Source organism: Nocardia anocheti (assembly GCF_029675105.1).
In the GTDB taxonomy this organism is placed as follows: domain Bacteria; phylum Actinomycetota; class Actinomycetes; order Mycobacteriales; family Mycobacteriaceae; genus Nocardia.
This window is the reverse complement of sequence record NZ_JAQQFV010000013.1, coordinates 43,872-63,967: the sequence shown is the minus strand read 5'-3', so window position 1 is coordinate 63,967 and position 20,096 is coordinate 43,872. Positions and strand designations below refer to the sequence as shown.

Sequence of the window (20,096 nt, the reverse complement as noted above, 5' to 3'; positions counted from 1 at the left end):
TCGCGGTCAGGTACGGATCAGTGTGAGATTCCACGTCTCCACCCGGAACGCGGTGTCGGTCACGACGACCGGGGTGTCGATGAAGCGGTGATCGCGCACCGCGTCGCGGAGGATGTCGCGGGCGGTGTCCGACAGCGAGGGATCATCGAACAGTCCGGGCGCGACCTCGACGGTTCCATCGAAAACCCTTGGCTGCGCGGTGATTCCGGGCTGCTGGGGTGTCTGGCGCAGGCCGTCGACGGTGTGCAACAGCAGCTCGCGCGCGGTGCCGTCCGGGAAGGTGAGCCGGAGCGGAGTGGGCGAGACCGCGAGATCGAAGGACGTGATCTCGGCCCGTAGACCACCGGGTGTGGCGTCGGAACCCGGACCCGTGCGATGGATGGAGAGCCGATCGGTGATCTCCCCGGGGATCTTCGGCTGACGGACCCAGCCGGGGGCGGGCAACTGGATGGCGGCGTAGCGCGCGTCGATCCGCTCGGCGAGCATGTCGGGCGCCTCGGGCAGGCCACGCTGGTCGTCGTAGGAGTAGCGGAAGAAGACCTTGTCGGCGCCGGAGATGTCGAAATCGTAGAGGCGCGTGTAGAAGTCACCGTACTGGTTGACGATCAGCGAGGTCGAGGCGCTGGTGGACAGGGCGATGCCGCGGAAGCGCCCACCCAGCGGCGTGGACATCTCGTAGCTGTGATCGACCGGCAGCCACGGGTCCACGTACTGGATGCGGGTACCGTCGTGAGTCAGCGCGAAGACGTGGGAGACCTTCGCGCCGCCCACCGGATGGTCGTTGCCCGCGGTGTCCCGCCACACGTGGTCCTCCCCGGGCGACAGTACCGACCACGACCAGGTGAGCGCGCCCGGCGGCAGCGTGTTGCCGGGGCCGGTCCACAGCGGTGTGCCGTAGCGCCCGCTCCAGTTCCAGTCCTTCGGTGCGCTGAGCGCGCGGTCCATGGTGAAGAATCGGCCGTCGCGGTCGATCGCCATCAGCTCGTCGTCGTCGGCGGAGACTCCAGCGATCCGGCCGGAGAGGCAGCCGGGGAGATCCAGCTGCCGCCAACCGCCCTGGGCGGCGGCCTCTTTGGCGTAGATCTGCCCGCCACGGGTGGCGAAGCTCCAGCGCCGGTCGAACGATTCGGTGGTACCGCGCAGGTACACCTGATCCGGCAGCTCGATGGTGGCGGGCGCCAGCGCGTCCAGGCCCGCGGTGGACTCGTCGACGGTGATCTCCGGGGTCCCGACCGTCCCCATCAGCACGCATCCCGGATCGGCGACACCCGCCGACGGTACCGTCAGGCCCGCGACAACCAACCCCGCCACCGCGAGCGCCGCGCGGCCCCGCCGCTTCACAGCCACCCTGCCGCGCCGCAGACGACCAACGCGAGCGCGTCGACCCCGAAGATCGCACCCACCACGAGGGCCTTGGTCCGTACCCTCTCCAGGTCGTGCACGAGAAAGCACATCGCGAAGAACGGGACATAACCGATGGCGAAGATCAGGAACGGGAATCCGGGTTGCCACCAGGACCATTCCCAGGTCAGTACGCCCGCCTTGCTGAGCGCGATCTCCACCCCGACCGCCGCCGCGGAGTTGACCGCGACGAGCACCGGCCGATTCGGCATCCCCAGAATGCGGGTGTCCCTCGGCGGCAGCATCTTCGCGGCCGCGATGCCCATGATCGCGAACATGAAGCAGATCTCGATATTGAGCCCGATCAGTATCTGATAGGCCGTCGGCCCGACGGCACCCCACACCGGAGCCCGGCCGGTGCCGTGGAAGACCAGCGCGTTCCAGATCTCGTTGAACCAGTCCATGCCCCACAACGCCAGCCCCGCGAAGAAGACATTCCAGTTCCGTCGCTCGACCTCCACCGCGTAGGCGTAGATGACCAGTAACAACAGCGGAATGACGTACCACTTGAACTGGCTCGCATCGCGAAGAATCTCGAGTGCTGCCCGCGCGCTGTCGGTCAACGGGTCACCTCCTGTCCGGAATCGACGATCCGGAGGAGTCTGAAACAGAGTGACATTCTACGTCAAGATGTATATCCGAAGATTCGATCGCGAACTGGGCAAATGACCATCAATCCCCCTGGCGGCGACGAGGGAGCTGCCAGGGGGATTGCGGAGGCGCTCAGCGGGAGCCGAGGGGCGTGCCGAAGAGGGTGGCGAATTTGGCGGCGAGGGTGTCGCCGAGGAATTCGAGGGCGCCCGGGGTGGCGGCCATGGTGGCCGCGTCGCTGATGGTGCAGCCGGGGGCGGCGGGGATGCCGTCGAGGCGCTCGCGCAGCCACAGCAGGGCGGACGGACCACCGACGACTTCGGCGACGATGTGTTCGCTGGCGTGGTCGCGGGTGTAGCTCAGCGAGGTGTTCGGGTCGCGGCAGTAGGTGTCGACCAGGGTGTCGGTGGCCGAGAGCGGCAGGATCTCGTCCCAGGCCGAATGCCACAGGAACATCGGTATGTCGGGCACCGTCCTGCCCATCTTCGTGTCGGCGAGCATGGCGGCGACGGGCGCGTCGTCGAGCGGGTCGCCGTCGGAGGAGATCATGCCGATCATGTTCAGGAACGGCAGCAGCGCCGACTGGTACTGCACGCACAGGGGCGACTTGATCGCGGACAGGCCCTTGCCGACCGGGTCGAGGCGCTGGTCGAGATAGGCGGCGAAGTCGGGATATTCGCGCGTGAGGCCCAGCACCGCCGCGAAGACCAGACCCGAGGTGGCCTGGTTGTTGGCCATGCGCAGCGCGGCACCGAGATCGGCGCCGACACCCCCTTCCGCGGCGCCGACGATGTTCAGTTCGGGCGCGTAGGAGGCGTGCAGTTCGGCGGCGTGCCCGGTCGCGATCGAGCCGCCGGAGTAGCCGTAGAGGCCCACCCGGGCGTCCGGTCCGGCCTCGAGCGGGGCGAAATGGGTCGCCGCGCGGATGCCGTCGAGGGTGATCCGGCCCGCCAGCGGACCGGCGGCGTAGGCCGAGTTCGGGCCCTGGTGATCCGGAACCACGACCGCCCAGCCCTGCGCGAGAGCGGCCTGCGCGAACAGGAATTCGGCCGGGACGACGATCTGTCCGGCGACCGGCGCCACCGAGAGATGTTGCAGCGCGTAGGACGGCGCGCAGTAGCCCGCGGTCGAGTCCTCGGCCAGCTGTACCGACAGCAGCTTGCGCGGCTCGACCGCCGTGCCGCGCGGCTTGATGAGCGTGGCCACCGCGGGGATGGCCTCGTCGCGGCTGTTGTTCGAGCGGTAGGACACCTGCCAGGCGTCCACGTCGATCGGCAGCAGGCCGAAGTCGGCGACGGTGACCTGGCGGGCGGCGATGATCTGCCCCGGCGCGGTCGCGGCGACCACGTCGGCGGGCGGAAGGTAGAAGCCGGGGTCCAGCTCGGGCGGGAGCGGGATCACCGGCGCGGGGGCGATGCCCGTCGGCTCGGCCGGGGCCGGGCCTGCCACGACGGCCGAACTCACCGCGATCACACCGGTGACCAGGGCCAGCCACCGCGCAACGGTAGGAGATGTCATGCGTGCTCAGTCCTCACGTGATTTGAGACGGCACCGTCTCAATGAGGGCTACTATGGCACGGGTGTGGCGTAGATCGCAATCAGCGAGGTTGGGCGTCCGAGGTCAGGGCGTTGAGCAGGGTGGAGAACACCTCGACGAGCTCGTCGACGGGCGGACGCGGATCGTCCAGGCTCCACTGGTGCACGGCACCGTTGACCGCGCCGATGAAGGCCGACATCGCCACCCGCCAGCCACCGGGCGGTGTGCGCGCGTCCGGCACGCCCGCCGCGATCGCCTGGACCACCTCGCCCCACTGGTCCCTGATGCCCGCCCGATGCGCCTCGACCGCCGGGCTCACGCCCACGATCTCCACGAAAGCGACGGTGGCGCACCGGATATCGGCGGTGATGGCCTGGGTGTAGGCGCGGATGGCCACGTCGACCAACGTGCGCAGATCGGTGGACCCACTCGCGGCCAGCGCCTCGGCCACCGCCGCGCGCGCCCGGCCCTGCACGCTGTCGTAGACCGCTACGAGCAGTTCCTCGCGGTCGGCGAACAGCTCGTAGAACTGCCGCCGCGACAGTCCCGCCGCCGCGCAGACATCGGTCAGCGAACTGTTGGCGTAGGACTTCTCCGCGAACACGCTCAGCCCGGCTTCGATGAACAGCGCCCGGCGCTCGACCTGCCGTTCGGCGACCGAGGTGCCGGTGTAGTTGTGTCGAGTGCGCGCCGGTTTCACGCCTCGACCCTACTGACCACGACCCCGGACGGACTGGCCCAGACACCCGCGGCGACGCCGAGCCGCGCCGCCCGCGCCCTAGACTCGGCCGCATGGGTGAGCACAAGCAGCGGATGCTGGCGGGGGAGCTGTACCGGGACAACGATCCGGAACTGGTGGCCGAACGGCAACAGGCACAACGACTCTGCGACGAGTTCAACCGCACCGGCCCCGACGAGACCGACCGACGCAACGCGCTGCTCACCGATCTGCTCGGCGAGATCGGCGAGGGCTCGTGGATCATGCCGCGCTTGCAGTGCGACTACGGCTACCTGATCGAGATCGGTGCCCACAGCTTCCTCAACTACGACGCCATCCTGCTGGACTGCGCGCCCATCGTCATCGGTGACGACTGCTCGATCGGCCCGCGCTGTCAGCTGCTGACCGCCCTGCATCCGATGGACGACCACGACAAGCGCAGGCAGCGCTGGGAATCGGCCGCGCCCATCCGGATCGGGAACAACGCCTGGTTCGGCGGCGGGGTGATCGTGTGTCCCGGGGTGACCATCGGTGACGACGTGGTGGTCGGCGCGGGCAGCGTGGTGACCCGCGACCTGCCCGACCGCGTCTTCGCCGCCGGGAACCCCGCCAGAGTGATCCGCTCGCTGTAGCGCGTCGCCGGGTCGCGCCGGTGGCCGCGCGGCAATACTGTCTGTCCATGGGCGAAGCGCGGATCGAGACGGAACAGGAAGCGACCCGGCCGCTGCGCGAGGACATCCGGTTTCTCGGCGGCATCCTGGGCGACACCATTCGTGACCACGAGGGCCCTGAGGTGTTCGACCTGATCGAACGGGTGCGCATCGAGGCGTTCCGGGTGCGGCGCGAGGAGGTCGAACGCAGCGCGGTCGCCGACATGCTCGACGGCACACCCACCGAGGTCGCCATCCCGCTGATCCGGGCGTTCAGTTACTTCGTGCTGCTGGCCAATCTCGCCGAGGACCTCCAGCGCGACCGCCGCCGCGCCGTGCACGTCGCGGCCGGGGAACCGCCGCAGGACTCCTCGCTGGCCGCCACCTACGCCAAACTCGACGCCGCCGAACTCGACGGCGAGACGGTGGGCGAGCTGCTGGCCGACGCGCTGGTCTCCCCGGTGATCACCGCCCACCCCACCGAGACCCGCAGGCGCACCGTCTTCGACGTGCAGTCCGAGATCACCGGCCTGATGCGCCTGCGCCGCAGGCTCGACCCCGGCGACCCCGGCTACGGCGAGAGCGAACTGCGCATCCGCCGCGCTGTGCTGACGCTGTGGCGCACGGCGCTGATCCGCTTGGCGCGCTTGCGCATCCAGGACGAGATCGCCGTCGGCCTGCGCTACTACGACCTCACCCTCTACGACGTGATCCCCGAGATCAACGCCCAGGTTCGCGCCGCGCTGCGCTACCGCTGGCCCGAGGCCGACCTGTTGGCCCGACCGATCCTGCGCCCCGGCTCCTGGATCGGCGGCGACCGCGACGGCAATCCGTATGTCACCGCCGAGGTGGTGCACACCGCCGCCGAGCAGGCCGCCGGTTTCGCCTTCGGCCGCTACCTCGACGAGCTGGTCGAGCTGGAGAAGTCGCTGTCGCAGTCGGGTCGGCTGGTGCCGGTCAGCGACGCGGTCGCCGCGCTCGCCCGGGCCGGATACGAGGACCCGGCGTTCTTCGCCGACGAACCGTATCGCCGTGCGCTGCACGCGATCCGGGCCCGCCTCAGCGCCACTGCCCGCCGCGCGCTCGGCGTGCTGCCGGAGAGCGGGCTGGATACCGCGGCCGAACCGTATCCGACCCCGCAGGCCGTCCTCGACGATCTCGACGCCGTCGACGTGTCGATGCGGGCCAGCGGTGACGGCCTGCTCGCCGACGACCGGCTCGCGGCCCTGCGCCATGCGATCGAGACCTTCGGCTTCCACCTGCAGGGTCTGGACATGCGGCAGAACTCCGAGGTCCACGAGCAGGTCGTGGCCGAACTGCTCGCCTGGTCCGGCGCGCACGCGGACTACGCGAGTCTGTCCGAGGCCGAGCGGGTCGCCCTGCTCGCCGACGAACTGCGCACCCGCAGGCCGCTGCTGGGTCCGCGCGCGCAGCTCAGCGAGCTGGCCACCAAGGAACTGGGTGTGCTGCGCGCCGCCAAGGACGTGATCGACACCTTCGGCGCGGCGGCCGTGCCGAACTACATCATCAGCATGTGCACCTCGGTGAGCGACATGCTCGAGGCCGCGCTGCTGCTCAAAGAGGCGGGCATCCTCGATCCGGGCACCGCCGAGGGCGCGCCGAGCTGCCCGGTCGGCATCGTGCCGCTGTTCGAGACGATCGAGGACCTGCGCGCGGGCGCGGCGACGCTGTCGGCGGTGCTGGACGTGCCGGTCTACCGCGAGCTCGTCGCGGCGGCGGGGATGCGCCAGGAGGTGATGCTCGGCTACTCCGATTCCAACAAGGACGGCGGGTACCTGGCCGCCAACTGGGCGCTGTACCGCGCCGAACTGGACCTGGTGGAGGTGGCCCGCGAGACCGGCATCCGGCTGCGGCTGTTCCACGGTCGTGGTGGCACCGTCGGTCGCGGTGGCGGACGCAGCTACGACGCCATCCTCGCCCAGCCCGCGGGCGCGGTGCACGGGTCGCTGCGGCTCACCGAACAGGGCGAGGTGATCGCCGCCAAATACTCCGAACAGGGTGCGGCACACCGCAATCTGGAATCACTGATCGCGGGCACCCTGGAATCGACGCTGCTGGACGTGGAGGGCCTCGGCGACGACGCCGAACCGGCTTACGCCCTGCTCGACGATCTCGCCGCCCGCGCCCGCGCCGCCTACGCGCGCCTGGTGCACGACACCCCGGGTTTCGTCGAATACTTCCGCCAGTCCACCCCGGTGGCCGAGGTCGGCGATCTCAATATCGGCAGCCGTCCCGCCTCGCGCAAACCCACCAACTCGGTCTCGGATCTGCGGGCCATTCCGTGGGTGATGGCCTGGAGTCAGGCCAGGGTGATGCTGCCGGGCTGGTATGGCACCGGCACCGCGCTCGAGGACTGGGTCGACGGCGATTCCGCGAAGCTGGCCCGGCTCACCGAGCTCTATCACCGTTGGCCGTTCTTCCGCACGGTGCTGTCGAACCTCGCGCAGGTGATGGCCAAGAGCGATCTCGACATCGCCGCCCGCTACGCCGAACTGGTCGAGGACCCGGAGCTGCGCGCGGAGATCTTCGGCATGATCCGCGACGAACACGCCCGCACCGTCCGGATGTACGAGGCGGTCACCGGCCACGCCGAACTGCTCAGCGACAACCCGTCGCTGGCCGAGTCGATCCACAATCGTTTCCCCTACCTGGAGCCACTGAACCAGCTCCAGGTGGATCTGTTGCGCAGGCTGCGCGGCGGTGACGACTCCGAACTGGTGAAGCGCGGAATCCTGCTCACCATGAACGGCCTGGCCACCGCCCTGCGCAACTCGGGCTAGCGCGCTACTACAGGCACACGCTGACGGTGATCGGTCCCACCGGGATACCGGCGCAGATGGCGACCGAACCGACGACGGGCTGCGCGGTGGCGGCCGAGGCGGTTCCGGCGCCGAGCGCGGTGGCGGACAGGGCGAGCGCGGCGATGGCGAGCGGGCGAGCGGTCTTGGCAAACATAGGTACGTCCTCGATAGTGCGGTACCCCGGGCAAGGGGATTGCCCATAGAAGCATATCCCCGCCGCTCCGGGGCCCGGATCACGGCGAATTCCGGCCGCTACCGGTCCGTGACCACCGCGAGCGCGTCGATCTCCACCAGCATCTCCGCGCGCGGCAGACCGGTGAACACGGTGGTGCGCGCGGGCAGCACGCCGGTGCTGGTGTGCTCGGTGACGAACGCGCCGTACGCCTCGTTCATCGCCGCGAAGTCCTCGCGTTTGGTGAGATAGACGCGCAGCATCACCACGTCGTCGAAGGTGGCGCCCGCGGCGTCGACGATCGCGGCGACATTGCGCAGCGTGCGGGTGGTCTGCGCGGCCACGTCACCGGGGTGCAGGTACTCGTTGGTGGCCGGGTCGACCGGGCCCTGTCCGGAGACCTGGACGAACGGACCCTTGCGCACGCCCTGGGAGAAGATGTGCGCGGGGGCGGGCGCGTCGGTGGTGCGCACGGCGATCTTGTCGGACATGGGGGTCAGCCTTTCCTCGCGGGGATGTCTCGGCGGGGGGCCCAGCCGAGTTCGGCGGAGATGGCGTCGGCGCTCGCCCGGAGTTGGGGCAACAGCGCGAGCACCTGATCGTGGTCGAGCAGCACGTCGGGCACCGAGACCGAGACCGCGGCGACGACCTCGCCGATGCCGTCGCGCACGGGCACGCCCACACAGTTGACGAAGCTCTCGTGTTCCTCGTGGTCCTCGGCGAAGCCCTGCGCGGCGACGCGTTCCAGCTCGGCCAGGTACTGCTCGGGGGTGCGCAGGGTGCGGGTGGTGAAGGGGTGGTAGTCCAACCGCGCGGCGACGGCGGGCCATTCGGCGCGGGGCAGCGCGGCCACGAGGACCTTGCCGACCGCGGTGCAGTGCAGCGGCGCCGGTCTGCCGATGCGCGAATACATCCGCACGGCCTGTTCGGCGTCGACCTTGTCGATGTAGACGGCGTCGCCGGATTCGTAGGCGGCCAGGTGCACGGTTTGCCCGGTGGCGGCGCCCAGCGCGCTCAGGTGTGGGCGCGCCACCGTGCGCACATCGCGGTTCTCCAGTGCGTGACTGGCCAATTCGAACATCCGGGTGCCCAGCGAGTACCGGTGCGCGGCGTCGCGCACCACGAACCGTTCGGCCTGCATGGTCTGTAACAGGCGCAGCACCGTGGACTTGTGCACGCCGAGCCGCCCGGCCAACTCGTCGAGGGACTGCGAGTTCTCGCCGAGGGCGATGAGAATGGTCAGGGCGCGCGACACGCTTTGGCTCATGACTCGATCGTCCCATCCATTACCCGCGGGTAGCGCAGTGCGGCCCAGGCGGCCTCCGGCAGGGCGGCCAGGCGTCGGAGTTCCTGTGCCGGTGGCAGTTTCGCCGCGTCGCCGGGTGCGGTGAGGGCCGCGGCGGCGCACAGGTGGCCGTAGCGCAGGCGGGTGCGCGGGTCGGCGCCGTGCAGCAGGGCCGCCAGGTAGCCACCGGCGAAAGCGTCACCGGCGCCGATCCGCTCGGTGATGTCGAGGGTGAGCGCGGGGACCTCGATCGCGGTGTCGCCGTCGAATCCGGTGACGCTGTGCCGGTCGTTCTTGACGACGAGCTGGGCGGGTTCGGGGAAGGTGGCGCGCAGCTCGGCCGGGTCGCCGGTGCCGAACAGGTCGGCGGCCTCGTCGGCGCCGAGCAGTACCACGTCGGCGCCGCGGATGTGGGCGGCGAGGTCGTCGGCGGCGCAGTCCAGGCGGGAACCCCACAGCGCCGGACGGTAATTGAGGTCGAAGCTGACGAGCGTGCCGTGCCGCGGCCTGGTCAGCAGGGTGTGGGTGAGTGCGCTCGCCGAGGCGGACAGGGCGGGGGTGATGCCGGTGAAGTGCACCAGGTCGGCGTGGTCGAGCAGTGCGCGGGCCGCCGGGGTGGCCAGGTCGGCGGGGGACAGGGCGCTGGCCGCCGAGCCCGCGCGGTAGTAGTGCATGCGGCTGGCGCGGGCGGGCAGGTCCTCGGCCGCGTCCGAGCCGCCGCCGCGTTCCTTGACGTAGAGGCCGGTGGGTCGCTCCGGGTCCACCGTGACCGCGCCGACGTCGACGCCGCTCGCGGCCAGCTGGGTCACCAGGTAGCGGCCGAACCCGTCGTCACCGACGCGCGACAGCCAGCCCGCCGACACCCCCAGCTGGGCCAGCACCACCGCCACATTGGCCTCCGCGCCGCCCGCCCCGCGTTCGAACAGATCCGACAGCTCCAGTGGGCCCGGCCGGGCGATCAGCACCGCCAGCCCCTCGCCGACGGTGACCGCCCGGAGTGGTGCCGATATGGCCTGCGTCACCTCTGTCGCCCTTTCGTGGTTGCGGTCACAGTGGTCTCGATGCACAATAACGAGCAGAAACATTCAGTGCAACTTGCATTGCAAATTATGCAATGCATGGGCGACATGACCGAAGGGACGCTGTGATCATCGACGACGACGCGGTGGACGGGCTGGCCGATCGGGTGCTGGGTCCGCAGGACAAGAGCGTCCCGCCCGCGGCCTGGGGTCAGCGCGTGCGCGAGTACGTCGGCACCGCGCCGGAACTGCGGCAGTGGCAGACCCCGCTGCTCACCCTCGATCGCGGTCGGCTCGACGCCAACCTCGCGGTGATGGCCGAGTGGACGGCCGTCGCCGGGGTCGCGCTCGCCCCGCACGGCAAGACCACCATGGCCCCGCAGCTGTGGCGCGAGCAGCTCATGGCGGGATCGTGGGCGATCACCCTGGCCACTGGCTGGCAGGCGCAGCTGGCGCGCGCGTTCGGCGTCGGCCGGATCATGCTGGCCAATACGCTGGTCGATCCGGTCGGATTGTCCTGGGCCGCCGCCGAATCCGCGCGTGACCCCGAGTTCGGGTTCTACTGCTGGGCCGACAGCGTGGCCACCGTCGCGGCCATGACGGCGATTCTGCGCACCGCACCGCCCGGTCCGCCGGTGCGGGTGCTGGTCGAACTCGGCGGCCCGCACGGCCGCACCGGCGCCCGCACCAGGGCCGAAGCGCACGCGGTGGCGTCGGCCATCCGGGCGAGCGAGCGGCTGACGCTGGCCGGGGTCGCCGGGTACGAGGGGGCGTTGGCCCACGATCGCGGCCCGGCGGGGTTGGCGGCCGTGCGCGACTATCTGACCGAGTTGGCCACCCTGCACACCGAACTGCTCGCCGCGGGCACCTACTCCGGCCCCGCGATCGTCACCGCCGGGGGCAGCGCCTATCCGGAACTGGTCGTCGACGCGCTGGCCGGTCTGGCCACCGCCGACGGCGCTACCACCGTCGTCCTGCGCAGCGGCGCGTATCTGATCCACGACGACGGCTTCTACGCGAGCATCTCCCCGCTCACCGCGCCCGCGGTGACGCCCGGCCTGCGGGCTGCCATGCATGGCTGGGCGCGGGTGGTCTCCCGGCCCGAACCGGAGCTGGCGCTACTCGACGGCGGCAAGCGCGACTTCCCGTTCGACGAGGGCCTGCCGGTCCCGCAACGCGTCGTCGGCGGCGAGCCGCTGCCGCCCGGCACGACGGTGACCGCGCTCAACGACCAGCACACCTTCCTGCGCCTACCCGGCGCGAGCGCCACCGACCTGCCCGTGGGCAGCGTGGTGCGGCTGGGTCTGTCGCATCCGTGCACCGCCTTCGACAAGTGGCGGCTCATCCCGCTGATCGACGACGCCGACGCCGAGCGGCCCCGCGTGCGCGAGCTGATCCGCACCTTCTTCTGACGGATGACCATGACAGAACTGCTCTTTCGCGACCTCGACATCATCGACGGCACCGGCGCCCCGCGCACGCCCGGTGACGTCCTGATCCGCGACGGCCGCATCGCCGAGATCGGCACACCGCGCTCGCTCGACACCACCGCGACGGTCGTCGCCACCGCGCCCGGTGCGGTACTGACACCCGGGTTCATCGATATGCACGCGCATTCGGACCTGCACCTGCTCACCGAGCCCGACCACACCCCGAAGATCACCCAGGGCGTCACCACCGAGGTGATCGGCCAGGACGGCCTGTCCTACGCCCCGATCGACGACGCCGCCCTCGCGGTGGTGCGCAAGCAGATCGCCGGATGGAACGGCAATCCCGTCGACCTGGACTTCGCCTGGCGCACCGTCGGCGACTACCTGGACCGCCTCGATCAGGGCATCACCCCCAACGCCGCCTACCTGGTGCCGCAGGGCACGCTGCGCCTGCTGGTCGTGGGCGCCGAACAGCGCCCGGCCACCACCGCCGAGATCGACCGCATGTGCGCGCTGCTGGCCCAGGGGCTGGACGAGGGTGCCGTCGGCATGTCCAGCGGACTCACCTACACGCCCGGGATGTACGCCGACACCGGCGAACTCGCCGCCCTGTGCGCGGTGGTCGCCGCCGCCGGTGGCTTCTACGCGCCACACACCCGCTCCTACGGCGCGGGCGCGCTCGCGGCCTATGCCGAGATGATCGGGCTGGCCGAGTCCACCGGCTGCGCCCTGCACCTCACCCACGCCACCCTCAACTTCGGCGTGAATCGCGGTCGCGCACCGGAATTCCTGACCATGCTCGCGCGGGCCAGGGCCGAGGGCTGCGATATCACCCTCGACACCTACCCGTATCTGCCCGGCTCGACCACGCTCTCGGCGCTGCTGCCGAGCTGGGCGATGTCCGGTGGCCCGGATGCCGCGCTGGCCCGGCTCGACGATCCCGACGCCCGCGCCCGGATCGCCGTCGACGTGGATGTCAGCGGGTCCGACGGCTGCCACGGGGTCACCGTCGAATGGGAGACCATCCAGATCAGTGGCGTCGGCGACCAGGCGCTGGCGGAACACGTCGGGCGCACCGTGGCCGAGATCGCCGCCGACCGCGAGGTCGCGCCGGTCGAGATCTTCTTCGAGCTGCTGCGCCGCGACGAGCTGGCCACCACCATCCTCCAGCACGTCGGCCACGAGGAGAACGTGCGCGCGATCATGACCGATCCCGGGCACATGGGCGGCAGCGACGGCCTGCTCGTCGGCGCCCGCCCGCACCCACGCGCCTGGGGCACCTTCCCGCGCTACCTGTCCCGCTACGTCCGTGAGCTGGGCGTGCTCGGCCTCGAGGAGTGCGTGCACCACCTCACCGGCCGACCCGCCGCCCGTCTGCGGCTGGCCGATCGCGGACTCGTACGCGCGGGCCACGCGGCCGACCTGGTGATCTTCGACCCGGCGACGATCCACGACACCGCCACCTTCGACAACCCCCGACAGCAGGCGCGCGGCATCCAGCACGTCCTGGTCAACGGTGAATTCGCGCTGCGTGACGGCGTCCCGACCGGCGTACGCGCCGGTCGGGCGTTGCGCGCGGACGCCCGGCGCAAGGAGACCCGATGAACCCGCTGCTCAGCTCGTCCTCGCCCGCCCTGGCGGTGATCCGGGCCGACCGGGCCCTCACCGTGGTCCGCGCTCCCGAGATCCCCGACCCGGCCGCGATGGCCACCGCCCTGGCCGGAGCCGGGTTGCGCGCGGTCGAACTCACCTTCACCACGCTCGGCGTGCTCGACGCGATCAGCACGGCGTCGGCGGTCACCGACGCGGTGATCGGCGTGGGCACCGTGACCACCCCGGCCCAGGCCGAGGCCGCCATCGAGGTGGGCGCGCGCTTCCTGGTGACCCCCGCGCTGCGCCCGAAGGTCGCCGACGTGGCGGTGGCACACGGCATTCCGGTGATCATGGGCGCCTTCACCCCGACCGAGGTGCTCGAGGCGGTCGAGCTGGGCGCCGCGGCGGTGAAGATCTTCCCGGCCCGCGCGCTCGGCCCGGCCTATCTGAAGGACCTGCTCGGACCCTTCCCCGAGGTCTTCCTCATCCCGTCCGGTGGCGTCAATTCCCACAATGCGCGGGATTTCCTCCAGGCGGGCGCGATCGCCGTCACCGCGGGCACCGAAGTGGTCGCCCCGGCGGACGTCACGAACGCGCACTGGTCCCGGATCGGCTCCAGGGCCGCACGCTTCGTCCATTCGCTTGATTGAGAGGTATCCCATGGGCGCCACTGTCGACTGGTTGCGCACCACCACCCCCGGGTTGCTGGTTCTGTGCGGTCTGGCCATCGCCGTACTGCTGTTCGCCATCATCAAGATCAAACTCGAGCCGTTCGTCGCGCTGCTGCTGACCGGTCTGCTGCTGGCACTCGCGGCCGGGCTCCCGGTCGAGCAGATCGTCGGCACCCCGCTCAAAGCCGGTGAGTCCCTGCTGGAAACGGGCTTCGGCGCCATCCTCGGGCACATCGCGGTGATCATCGGCCTGGGCACCGTGCTCGGTGCCATCCTGGAACGCTCCGGTGGTGCCGACGTGCTCACCGACCGGCTGCTGAAGGTGTTCGGCGAGAAGGGCGCGCCGGTCGCGATGGGCCTGCTCGGCCTCATCTTCGGCATCCCCGTGTTCTTCGACATCGGCATCTTCGTGCTCGCGCCGCTGGTCTACGTCGCGGCCAAACGCGGCGGCCGCTCCCTGGTCCTCTACGCCATGCCGATGCTGGCCGGGCTCTCGATGACGCATGCCTTCCTGCCGCCGCACCCCGGCCCGGTCGCCCTGGGCGGCCTGCTCGGAGTGAGCCTGGGCTGGCTGATCATCATGGGATTCGTCTGCGGCATCCCGGGTTTCGTCGCCGCGGGCATCGTCTGGGGTACCTGGATCGGCAAGCGCGTGCAGGTGGCCGTGCCCGGCGAGTTCGTCCCGCTCGAACCCAAGATCGACCCCGACGGCGCCGAGGGCAGCGGCGGCACCGCCGTGCTCACCAAGTCGCCGCCCTCGGTCGCCCTGATCGGCGCGATCATCGCGATCCCACTGGTGCTGATCCTCGGCGCCACCTTCGGATACCAACTGCTGGACGAGGATTCGGCGCTGCTGCAGGTGCTCACCTTCTTCGGTACGCCCGCGGTCGCGCTGCTCATCACCGTGCTGGTGGCGTTCTACGTGCTGGGCATCCGGCGTGGGTCGACCGTGCAGGAACTGAGCACCATCACCGCCGAATCGCTCAAGCCGGTCGGCATGGTGCTGCTGGTCGTCGGCGCGGGCGCGTTCTTCGGCAAGGTCATCTCGGCCACCGGGATCGGCACCGCGCTGGCCGACACCATGTCGGCGGCCGGGCTACCGGTGATCGTGCTGGCCTATCTGATCAGCTGCGGTCTGCGGATCGCGCAGGGCTCGGCGACGGTCGCCATCGTCACCACCGGCGGCATCGTCGCGCCGCTGGTGACCGGGCAGGGGTACTCGCAGATGTCGATCGCGTTGATCGCCATGGCCATCGCGGCGGGGTCGATCATCCTCAGCCACGTCAACGACGGCGGCTTCTGGATCATCGCGAAGTACTTCAACATGACCGTCAAACAGACCCTGCAGACCTGGACGGTGCTGGAAACCGTTCTGTCGGTGGTGAGTTTCGCGGTCGCGGCGCTGCTGTTCGCGATCGTCTGAGCTCAGGCGGTGAGCGCGCGGACCAGCCGGGTCAGCGCCGGGCGCGGGTCGGTGTCGGCGCCGGTGAGCCGGTGCACGATGACCCCGTCGAGATAGTCGACCAGAATGCCCGCCTCGGCGGCACCCACCCCGGCCAGGGCCGCCAGCTCGACCGCCATGGCCCGCAGGCGCCGATGCCCGCGCTGCACGGATTCGCGCAGCGCGGGCATCGTCTGTGCCTCGCCGAACAGCGCCAGCCGCGCCTGGGTGCGGACCCGGCCCCCGGTGGTGGCGTGCACGGCGAACCGGGCCAGTCCCTCCACGAGATCGTCGAGGGTGGACAGGGCCAGCGCCTGATCCAGCGCCGCCCAGTTGGCGTGATCGCGCTCTTCGAGCCGTTCGGCCACCCCGGACAGCAGCGCCGCCCTGGTGCGGAAGTAGTTGGACGCCGAGCCGGTCGGCAATCCCGCCACCTCGTCCACCGCGCGATGGGTCAGCCCGCGCGAACCCCGGGTGCCCAGCACCTCGATGGCCGCGTCGAGGACCTGCTCCCGTTTCGACACCACGCCGCGATACTACGCCCGTAGTGACGATCACTACAGTCGTAGTGTCTGGCACTACAGGAGTAGTACCGTGACCGCAGGACCGGAAGCGAGGAGAGTCGGATGGCTACAGCGATCGTGGTCGGTGGCGGTATCGGGGGACTGGCCGCGGCGCTGGCCCTGCACGGCCGGGGCTGGTCGGTGGAGGTGCTCGAACAGGCGCGGGAGATCACGGCGGTGGGTGCGGGAATCTCGCTGTGGAGCAATGCCTTACGTGCTCTCGATGCCCTCGGTGTGGGGGCGGCGGTGCGCGGGCAATCGATCGACGGGACCTCGGCGGGCATCCGTGATGCCCGGGGTCGGTGGCTGTCGCGCACTGATATCGCGGCCCTGCGCGACCGCTTCGGCACGCCGGTGATCCTGCACCGCGCCGACCTCCTGGACATCCTGCGGACCGCACTGCCCGAGGGTGTCCTGCGCACGGGTATCTCGGTGCGCGAGGCACGCACCGACGGCACCGTCGTGCACTCGGCGGGCACCTCGACCGCCGACCTGATCGTCGGCGCGGACGGACTGCGCAGTGTCGTACGCCGCGCGGTCTGCGGCGAGGTCGTACCCCGCTACGCCGGATACACCGCGTGGCGCGCCGTCGTCGACCTCGCCGACCCGCCGACCGATTTCGGCGAAACCTGGGGCCGCGGCGCGCGTTTCGGTATCGCGCCGCTGAAGGACGGGCGTCTGTACTGGTTCGCCGTCGACAACGCCGCCGAACACACGCCCGCCGGTCTGGACCGGGTCCGCGCCCGCTTCGGCGACTGGCTCGACCCGATCCCGGCCCTGCTCGCCGCCGCTGACCCGGACACGGTGCTGCACAACGACATCTACGACCTGCCCGCCCTGCCCACCTTCGTCGCGGGCCGCATCGCCCTGCTCGGCGACGCCGCCCACGCCATGACCCCCAACCTCGGCCAGGGCGGCTGCCAGGCCCTCGAGGACGCCGTCGTCCTGGCCCGCCACGCCGCGGCCCCCGACGGCCTGACCCGCTACGATCAGGAACGCCGCCCCCGCACCCAGATGATCGCCCGCCGCTCGGCCCAACTCGGCGTCCTCGGCCAACTCTCGGCTGCCCCCCTCGTCGCCTTGCGCGACACCGCCTTGCGCCTGACCCCCGCCTCGGCCCAACTGCGCTCGATGGCCCCGATCCTCGACTGGACCTGCTGAGCCGACACCGGGCGGGTGCAGAGGGTTCCCGCATGGTGGCCGGGTGCCGAGGTCGTCAGTGGGTCGCAGGGCCCAACGCGCTGCGACACCCGGCAATCGAGTCGCCGGAAGAGCGGGCCGACCAGTGGTCGGTGGCCGGTCTGCCGGGCGACGGGCTCGGATGCGACGTGCCAAGTCTGAGGCGGTCGCTGGTCAGCCGCGCGGGTGGTACCGGGCGGTCATGGCGGTGGCGATCGTGGCCAGGCGCGTGCGCAGCTCTTCGGGGGCGAGGACCTCGAGGTGATGGCCGAGGGGGAGCAGGGCGTGGGTGAGGACCTCGACGGACTCGCCGGGGATCGTGATCTCGGCCCACCCGTCGGCATCCGGGGGACCCAGCGAGGCGAGGGCCTCGGTGACGGCGGCCGGGTCGTTCATCAGGCGCAGCAGGCCGAGGTGGGCGGTGTCGACGCGGCAGTGCGCGCGGACGCGCAGGATCGAGCGGGCGAACTCGTCGGCCGCCGTGCGCCAGTGCGCGGACAGGTCGAAATCGGCGGGGCGGGTGAAGGTTTCGCCGGTGGTCTCGGCGGTGACGATCCGGCTCGCCCGGTACGACCGGATATCGGTCGACTCGCGCGCCACCAGATACCAGGTCCCGGCCTTCATCACCAGGCCGAGCGGGTCGACGATCCGGTGCACGACGCGGTCGGGACGCCGGTAACCCAGGGCCAGTCGGCGGTCGTGCCACAGCGCGTCGGCGACCGTGGCGAGGGTGGGGGTGTCGTCGGGGCGGTGGAACCAGCCGGGCATGTCGATGTGGACGCGGTCGGCGATGCGGGTCGCCCGGCCACGTAGTTCCGGGGGCAGCGCGGCGAGCATCTTCAACTGGGCGGTGGCCAGCACCGTGCCGAGTCCGAGGTCGGCGGCCGCGCCCGGGAGCCCGGCCAGCAGCACGGCGTCGGCCTCGTCGGAGGTGAGGCCGGTCAGCCGGGTGCGGTAGCCGTCGATCAGGCGCACCCCGCCGCCACGGCCCGGCTCGCAGTACACCGGCACCCCGGCCTCCGACAGCGCCTCCACATCGCGATAGACCGTGCGCGTCGAGACCTCCAACTCGCGGGCCAACTCGCCCGCCGTCGACCCGCCGGACGCCTGGAGCGACAGCAGTAGCCGCACCAATCTGCTCGCGCGCATACCGCCGAGACTAGCCGGGAAACCTGACAGGAGATGTCCGGTTTGCGTCGTACCGTACGAGATATGACCACGTGGAGCCAGTTCACCCAGGAAGCACCGAGCATCGCCGCGCTGTTCCTGCGCAGGCATCAGGCCACCGGCAACCTGTGCCTGCTCGGCACTGTCCGCGCCGACGGATCACCGCGCATCAGCCCGATCGAACCGATGATCTTCGACGGCATGCTCGTGCTGGCGGGCATGCCGAACACTCGCAAATTCGACGACCTCGCCCGCGACCCCCGCTTCTGCCTGCACACCGCCACCGTCGACACCAAGGTCACCGACGGCGACGCCAAACTCTTCGGCAGCGTCACCGACATCACCGACGTGACCGTCCACCAGCGCTTCGCCCAGAAACTCTTCGACGACAGCGGCTTCGACATCCGCGAGGAGACCTTCGACCACTTCTTCGTCGCCGACCTCACCGGCGCCTCCACCGTCGAGGTCGACGACGACCACCTCGACATCACCGTCTGGAAACCGGGCCAGGGCGAAACCGTGATCCAGAAGCACTGAGTCGCCCCCGACACCGGTGCCGCGCGGCACCGGAGACGAGCGCGCGGGCCGTGCCACGATGACGGCATGGAGCTGCTGGCTGCCGGGGGTGTGGACGGTCCGTCGCCGATCGGGTCGCTGTTCTGGGTGGCGCTGGTCGCGGTGGTGGCGCCGTTGCTGTCGCGGGCGCTGCGCGGGTATGTGCCGGATGTGGTGATCCTGCTGGTGGCGGGGACGGTGCTCGGGCCGTTCGCGCTGGGGTGGGCGTCCGCGGACGGTGGTGTGGATCTGATCGAGGAACTCGGCCTGGGGATGCTGTTCCTGCTGGCCGGGTACGAGCTGGATCCGAAGCTGCTGCGGGGGCACTCGGGGCGGGTGGCCTGGCTGGTGTGGCTGGCGGGGCTGGTGTTCGGGTTCGGGCTGGTCACCGTGCTGGCCAGCGGGGAACCCACGACGAACCACATCGCCGTGGCCATCGCCATGACCTCCACCGCGTTGGGCACGCTGCTACCGATCGTCAAGCAGGCCGGTCTGCTCGACACCCCGCTCGGGCGGGCGGTGCTCGCGCACGGCGCGGTGGGCGAACTCGGCCCCATCGTGGCCATGTCGGTGCTGCTGAGCAGCCACAGCGTGGGCGCGGCGCTGGTGGTGCTCGCCCTGTTCGTGGTGGCCACCCTGCTGGCGGGGGTGATCCCGCTGCGCCTGTTCGCCCGCGTCCCCGATCTCGGCGCGGCCCTGGCCCGGATGGACGGCGGCACCTCCCAGCTCCCGGTCCGCGGCGCGATCCTGCTGCTGCTCGTGCTCATGGTGGTGGCCGAGCGCTTCGACCTGGACGTGGTGCTCGGTGCCTTCGCCGCCGGAATGGTGCTGCGTCGCCTCATCGCGGCCGGACACCCCCGGGTCGACGAACAGCTCGAGACCATCGGCTACGGCCTGCTCATCCCGGTGTTCTTCGTGGTCTCGGGCATGGGCATCGATCTGGCCGCGGTGGCCGACGAACCGCTGATGTGGGCCGGATTCGTGGCCGCGATCGCGGTGGCGCGCGGGGTGCCGGTGTGGCTGAGCGAGCGGTTCGTCCCCCACGGCCGCAATCTCGAGTCCCCGCGCGAACGCGTCCAACTCGCGCTGTTCGCCGCGACCGGGCTGCCGATCATCGTCGCCGTCACCCAGGTGGCGGTCTCGACCGACATGATGACCGCCGAGACCGCCTCCGTCCTGATCGCCGCGGGCGCGACGACGGTATTGTTGTTTCCGCTGGTGGCGCGCCTGATCGGCCGTGGCGCACCGGTCTCGGTCGCACCTGCCCATGAATGAGCTTGCACAGTCGTGCATAATCATCAC

Annotated in this window: 19 protein-coding genes; 9 read left to right on the top strand and 10 right to left on the bottom strand. The window is 70.7% G+C overall.

The window, feature by feature from the left end; all coding sequences use genetic code 11:
• Window positions 1-6: 6 nt before the first annotated feature.
• From QC180_RS28205 to QC180_RS28190, 4 genes are all read right to left on the bottom strand, one after another.
• Window positions 7-1,341: a hypothetical protein gene (locus QC180_RS28205; RefSeq protein WP_278265886.1), complete on the bottom strand. Its 1,335-nt coding sequence runs from the start codon at window positions 1,339-1,341 to the stop codon at window positions 7-9.
• Window positions 1,338-1,964 (bottom strand): hypothetical protein, encoded by a 627-nt coding sequence (locus QC180_RS28200; RefSeq protein WP_278265885.1) that lies wholly within the window; start codon window positions 1,962-1,964, stop codon window positions 1,338-1,340. The genes QC180_RS28205 and QC180_RS28200 overlap by 4 nt, the downstream gene beginning before the upstream one ends.
• A gap of 160 nt (window positions 1,965-2,124) precedes the next feature.
• Window positions 2,125-3,510, bottom strand: coding sequence for a lipase family protein (locus QC180_RS28195; RefSeq protein ID WP_278265884.1), 1,386 nt, complete (start codon window positions 3,508-3,510; stop codon window positions 2,125-2,127).
• A gap of 80 nt (window positions 3,511-3,590) precedes the next feature.
• The gene (locus QC180_RS28190) at window positions 3,591-4,229 is read right to left on the bottom strand and encodes a TetR/AcrR family transcriptional regulator (protein WP_278265883.1); all 639 of its coding nucleotides are present in this window, start codon (window positions 4,227-4,229) and stop codon (window positions 3,591-3,593) included.
• Window positions 4,230-4,321: 92 nt separating this feature from the next.
• On the opposite strand from QC180_RS28190, the gene QC180_RS28185 reads away from it, so the two are divergent.
• Window positions 4,322-4,879 carry a sugar O-acetyltransferase gene (locus QC180_RS28185; RefSeq protein ID WP_278265882.1) on the top strand — a complete coding sequence of 186 codons (558 nt, stop codon included), beginning with the start codon at window positions 4,322-4,324 and terminating at the stop codon, window positions 4,877-4,879.
• 47 nt (window positions 4,880-4,926) lie between these two features.
• Window positions 4,927-7,698, top strand: coding sequence for a phosphoenolpyruvate carboxylase (gene ppc / locus QC180_RS28180; RefSeq protein WP_278265881.1), 2,772 nt, complete (start codon window positions 4,927-4,929; stop codon window positions 7,696-7,698).
• A 7-nt stretch (window positions 7,699-7,705) separates the two neighbouring features.
• Here ppc and QC180_RS28175 read toward each other — a convergent pair whose 3' ends face one another.
• The 4 genes from QC180_RS28175 to QC180_RS28160 form a co-directional block, all read right to left on the bottom strand.
• A complete protein-coding gene (locus QC180_RS28175) occupies window positions 7,706-7,873 on the bottom strand; it encodes a hypothetical protein (protein ID WP_278265880.1) in 168 nt (55 codons plus the stop codon).
• A 98-nt stretch (window positions 7,874-7,971) separates the two neighbouring features.
• Window positions 7,972-8,382, bottom strand: coding sequence for a RidA family protein (locus QC180_RS28170; protein WP_278265879.1), 411 nt, complete (start codon window positions 8,380-8,382; stop codon window positions 7,972-7,974).
• A gap of 5 nt (window positions 8,383-8,387) precedes the next feature.
• Window positions 8,388-9,158 (bottom strand): IclR family transcriptional regulator, encoded by a 771-nt coding sequence (locus QC180_RS28165; protein ID WP_278265878.1) that lies wholly within the window; start codon window positions 9,156-9,158, stop codon window positions 8,388-8,390.
• A complete protein-coding gene (locus QC180_RS28160) occupies window positions 9,155-10,198 on the bottom strand; it encodes a sugar kinase (protein WP_278265877.1) in 1,044 nt (347 codons plus the stop codon). Before QC180_RS28160 ends, QC180_RS28165 begins: the two co-directional genes overlap by 4 nt.
• 92 nt (window positions 10,199-10,290) lie before the next feature.
• On the opposite strand from QC180_RS28160, the gene QC180_RS28155 reads away from it, so the two are divergent.
• From QC180_RS28155 to QC180_RS28140, 4 genes are read left to right on the top strand one after another with little or no spacing between them, the layout of a single operon-like run.
• Window positions 10,291-11,607, top strand: a complete 1,317-nt coding sequence (locus QC180_RS28155) for a type III PLP-dependent enzyme domain-containing protein (RefSeq protein ID WP_278265876.1) — start codon at window positions 10,291-10,293, stop codon at window positions 11,605-11,607.
• Between the two features lie 9 nt (window positions 11,608-11,616).
• Window positions 11,617-13,230: an N-acyl-D-amino-acid deacylase family protein gene (locus QC180_RS28150; RefSeq protein WP_278265875.1), complete on the top strand. Its 1,614-nt coding sequence runs from the start codon at window positions 11,617-11,619 to the stop codon at window positions 13,228-13,230.
• Window positions 13,227-13,868, top strand: coding sequence for a bifunctional 4-hydroxy-2-oxoglutarate aldolase/2-dehydro-3-deoxy-phosphogluconate aldolase (locus QC180_RS28145; protein WP_278265874.1), 642 nt, complete (start codon window positions 13,227-13,229; stop codon window positions 13,866-13,868). The genes QC180_RS28150 and QC180_RS28145 overlap by 4 nt, the downstream gene beginning before the upstream one ends.
• A 10-nt stretch (window positions 13,869-13,878) precedes the next feature.
• Window positions 13,879-15,312 carry a GntP family permease gene (locus QC180_RS28140; RefSeq protein WP_278265873.1) on the top strand — a complete coding sequence of 478 codons (1,434 nt, stop codon included), beginning with the start codon at window positions 13,879-13,881 and terminating at the stop codon, window positions 15,310-15,312.
• Between the two features lie 2 nt (window positions 15,313-15,314).
• Here the strand turns inward: QC180_RS28140 and QC180_RS28135 are convergent, their stop codons facing one another.
• Window positions 15,315-15,857, bottom strand: a complete 543-nt coding sequence (locus QC180_RS28135) for a TetR/AcrR family transcriptional regulator (RefSeq protein WP_278265872.1) — start codon at window positions 15,855-15,857, stop codon at window positions 15,315-15,317.
• Window positions 15,858-15,956: 99 nt separating this feature from the next.
• On the opposite strand from QC180_RS28135, the gene QC180_RS28130 reads away from it, so the two are divergent.
• Complete coding sequence (locus tag QC180_RS28130) at window positions 15,957-17,054, top strand: FAD-dependent monooxygenase (protein ID WP_278265871.1); 1,098 nt, start codon at window positions 15,957-15,959, stop codon at window positions 17,052-17,054.
• Window positions 17,055-17,246: 192 nt separating this feature from the next.
• Here QC180_RS28130 and QC180_RS28125 read toward each other — a convergent pair whose 3' ends face one another.
• Window positions 17,247-18,221: a helix-turn-helix transcriptional regulator gene (locus QC180_RS28125; protein ID WP_278265870.1), complete on the bottom strand. Its 975-nt coding sequence runs from the start codon at window positions 18,219-18,221 to the stop codon at window positions 17,247-17,249.
• A 63-nt stretch (window positions 18,222-18,284) separates the two neighbouring features.
• On the opposite strand from QC180_RS28125, the gene QC180_RS28120 reads away from it, so the two are divergent.
• Together QC180_RS28120 and QC180_RS28115 are read left to right on the top strand one after the other, a co-directional pair.
• On the top strand, window positions 18,285-18,776 hold the full coding sequence (locus QC180_RS28120) for a pyridoxamine 5'-phosphate oxidase family protein (RefSeq protein ID WP_278265869.1): 492 nt from the start codon (window positions 18,285-18,287) through the stop codon (window positions 18,774-18,776).
• A gap of 66 nt (window positions 18,777-18,842) precedes the next feature.
• Complete coding sequence (locus QC180_RS28115; protein ID WP_278265868.1) at window positions 18,843-20,069, top strand: cation:proton antiporter; 1,227 nt, start codon at window positions 18,843-18,845, stop codon at window positions 20,067-20,069.
• Window positions 20,070-20,096: the final 27 nt, after the last annotated feature.

Excerpts from the sequence above, each read along its gene's own strand:
- QC180_RS28195 (WP_278265884.1), bottom strand. The coding sequence starts at position 3,510 with ATGACATCTCCTACCGTTGCGCGGTGGCTGGCCCTGGTCACCGGTGTG.
- QC180_RS28185 (WP_278265882.1), top strand. The coding sequence starts at position 4,322 with ATGGGTGAGCACAAGCAGCGGATGCTGGCGGGGGAGCTGTACCGGGAC.
- ppc (WP_278265881.1), top strand. The coding sequence starts at position 4,927 with ATGGGCGAAGCGCGGATCGAGACGGAACAGGAAGCGACCCGGCCGCTG.
- QC180_RS28175 (WP_278265880.1), bottom strand. The coding sequence starts at position 7,873 with ATGTTTGCCAAGACCGCTCGCCCGCTCGCCATCGCCGCGCTCGCCCTG.
- QC180_RS28170 (WP_278265879.1), bottom strand. The coding sequence starts at position 8,382 with ATGTCCGACAAGATCGCCGTGCGCACCACCGACGCGCCCGCCCCCGCG.
- QC180_RS28165 (WP_278265878.1), bottom strand. The coding sequence starts at position 9,158 with ATGAGCCAAAGCGTGTCGCGCGCCCTGACCATTCTCATCGCCCTCGGC.
- QC180_RS28155 (WP_278265876.1), top strand. The coding sequence starts at position 10,291 with ATGCATGGGCGACATGACCGAAGGGACGCTGTGATCATCGACGACGAC.
- QC180_RS28150 (WP_278265875.1), top strand. The coding sequence starts at position 11,617 with ATGACAGAACTGCTCTTTCGCGACCTCGACATCATCGACGGCACCGGC.
- QC180_RS28145 (WP_278265874.1), top strand. The coding sequence starts at position 13,227 with ATGAACCCGCTGCTCAGCTCGTCCTCGCCCGCCCTGGCGGTGATCCGG.
- QC180_RS28140 (WP_278265873.1), top strand. The coding sequence starts at position 13,879 with ATGGGCGCCACTGTCGACTGGTTGCGCACCACCACCCCCGGGTTGCTG.
- QC180_RS28130 (WP_278265871.1), top strand. The coding sequence starts at position 15,957 with ATGGCTACAGCGATCGTGGTCGGTGGCGGTATCGGGGGACTGGCCGCG.
- QC180_RS28125 (WP_278265870.1), bottom strand. The coding sequence starts at position 18,221 with ATGCGCGCGAGCAGATTGGTGCGGCTACTGCTGTCGCTCCAGGCGTCC.
- QC180_RS28120 (WP_278265869.1), top strand. The coding sequence starts at position 18,285 with ATGACCACGTGGAGCCAGTTCACCCAGGAAGCACCGAGCATCGCCGCG.
- QC180_RS28115 (WP_278265868.1), top strand. The coding sequence starts at position 18,843 with ATGGAGCTGCTGGCTGCCGGGGGTGTGGACGGTCCGTCGCCGATCGGG.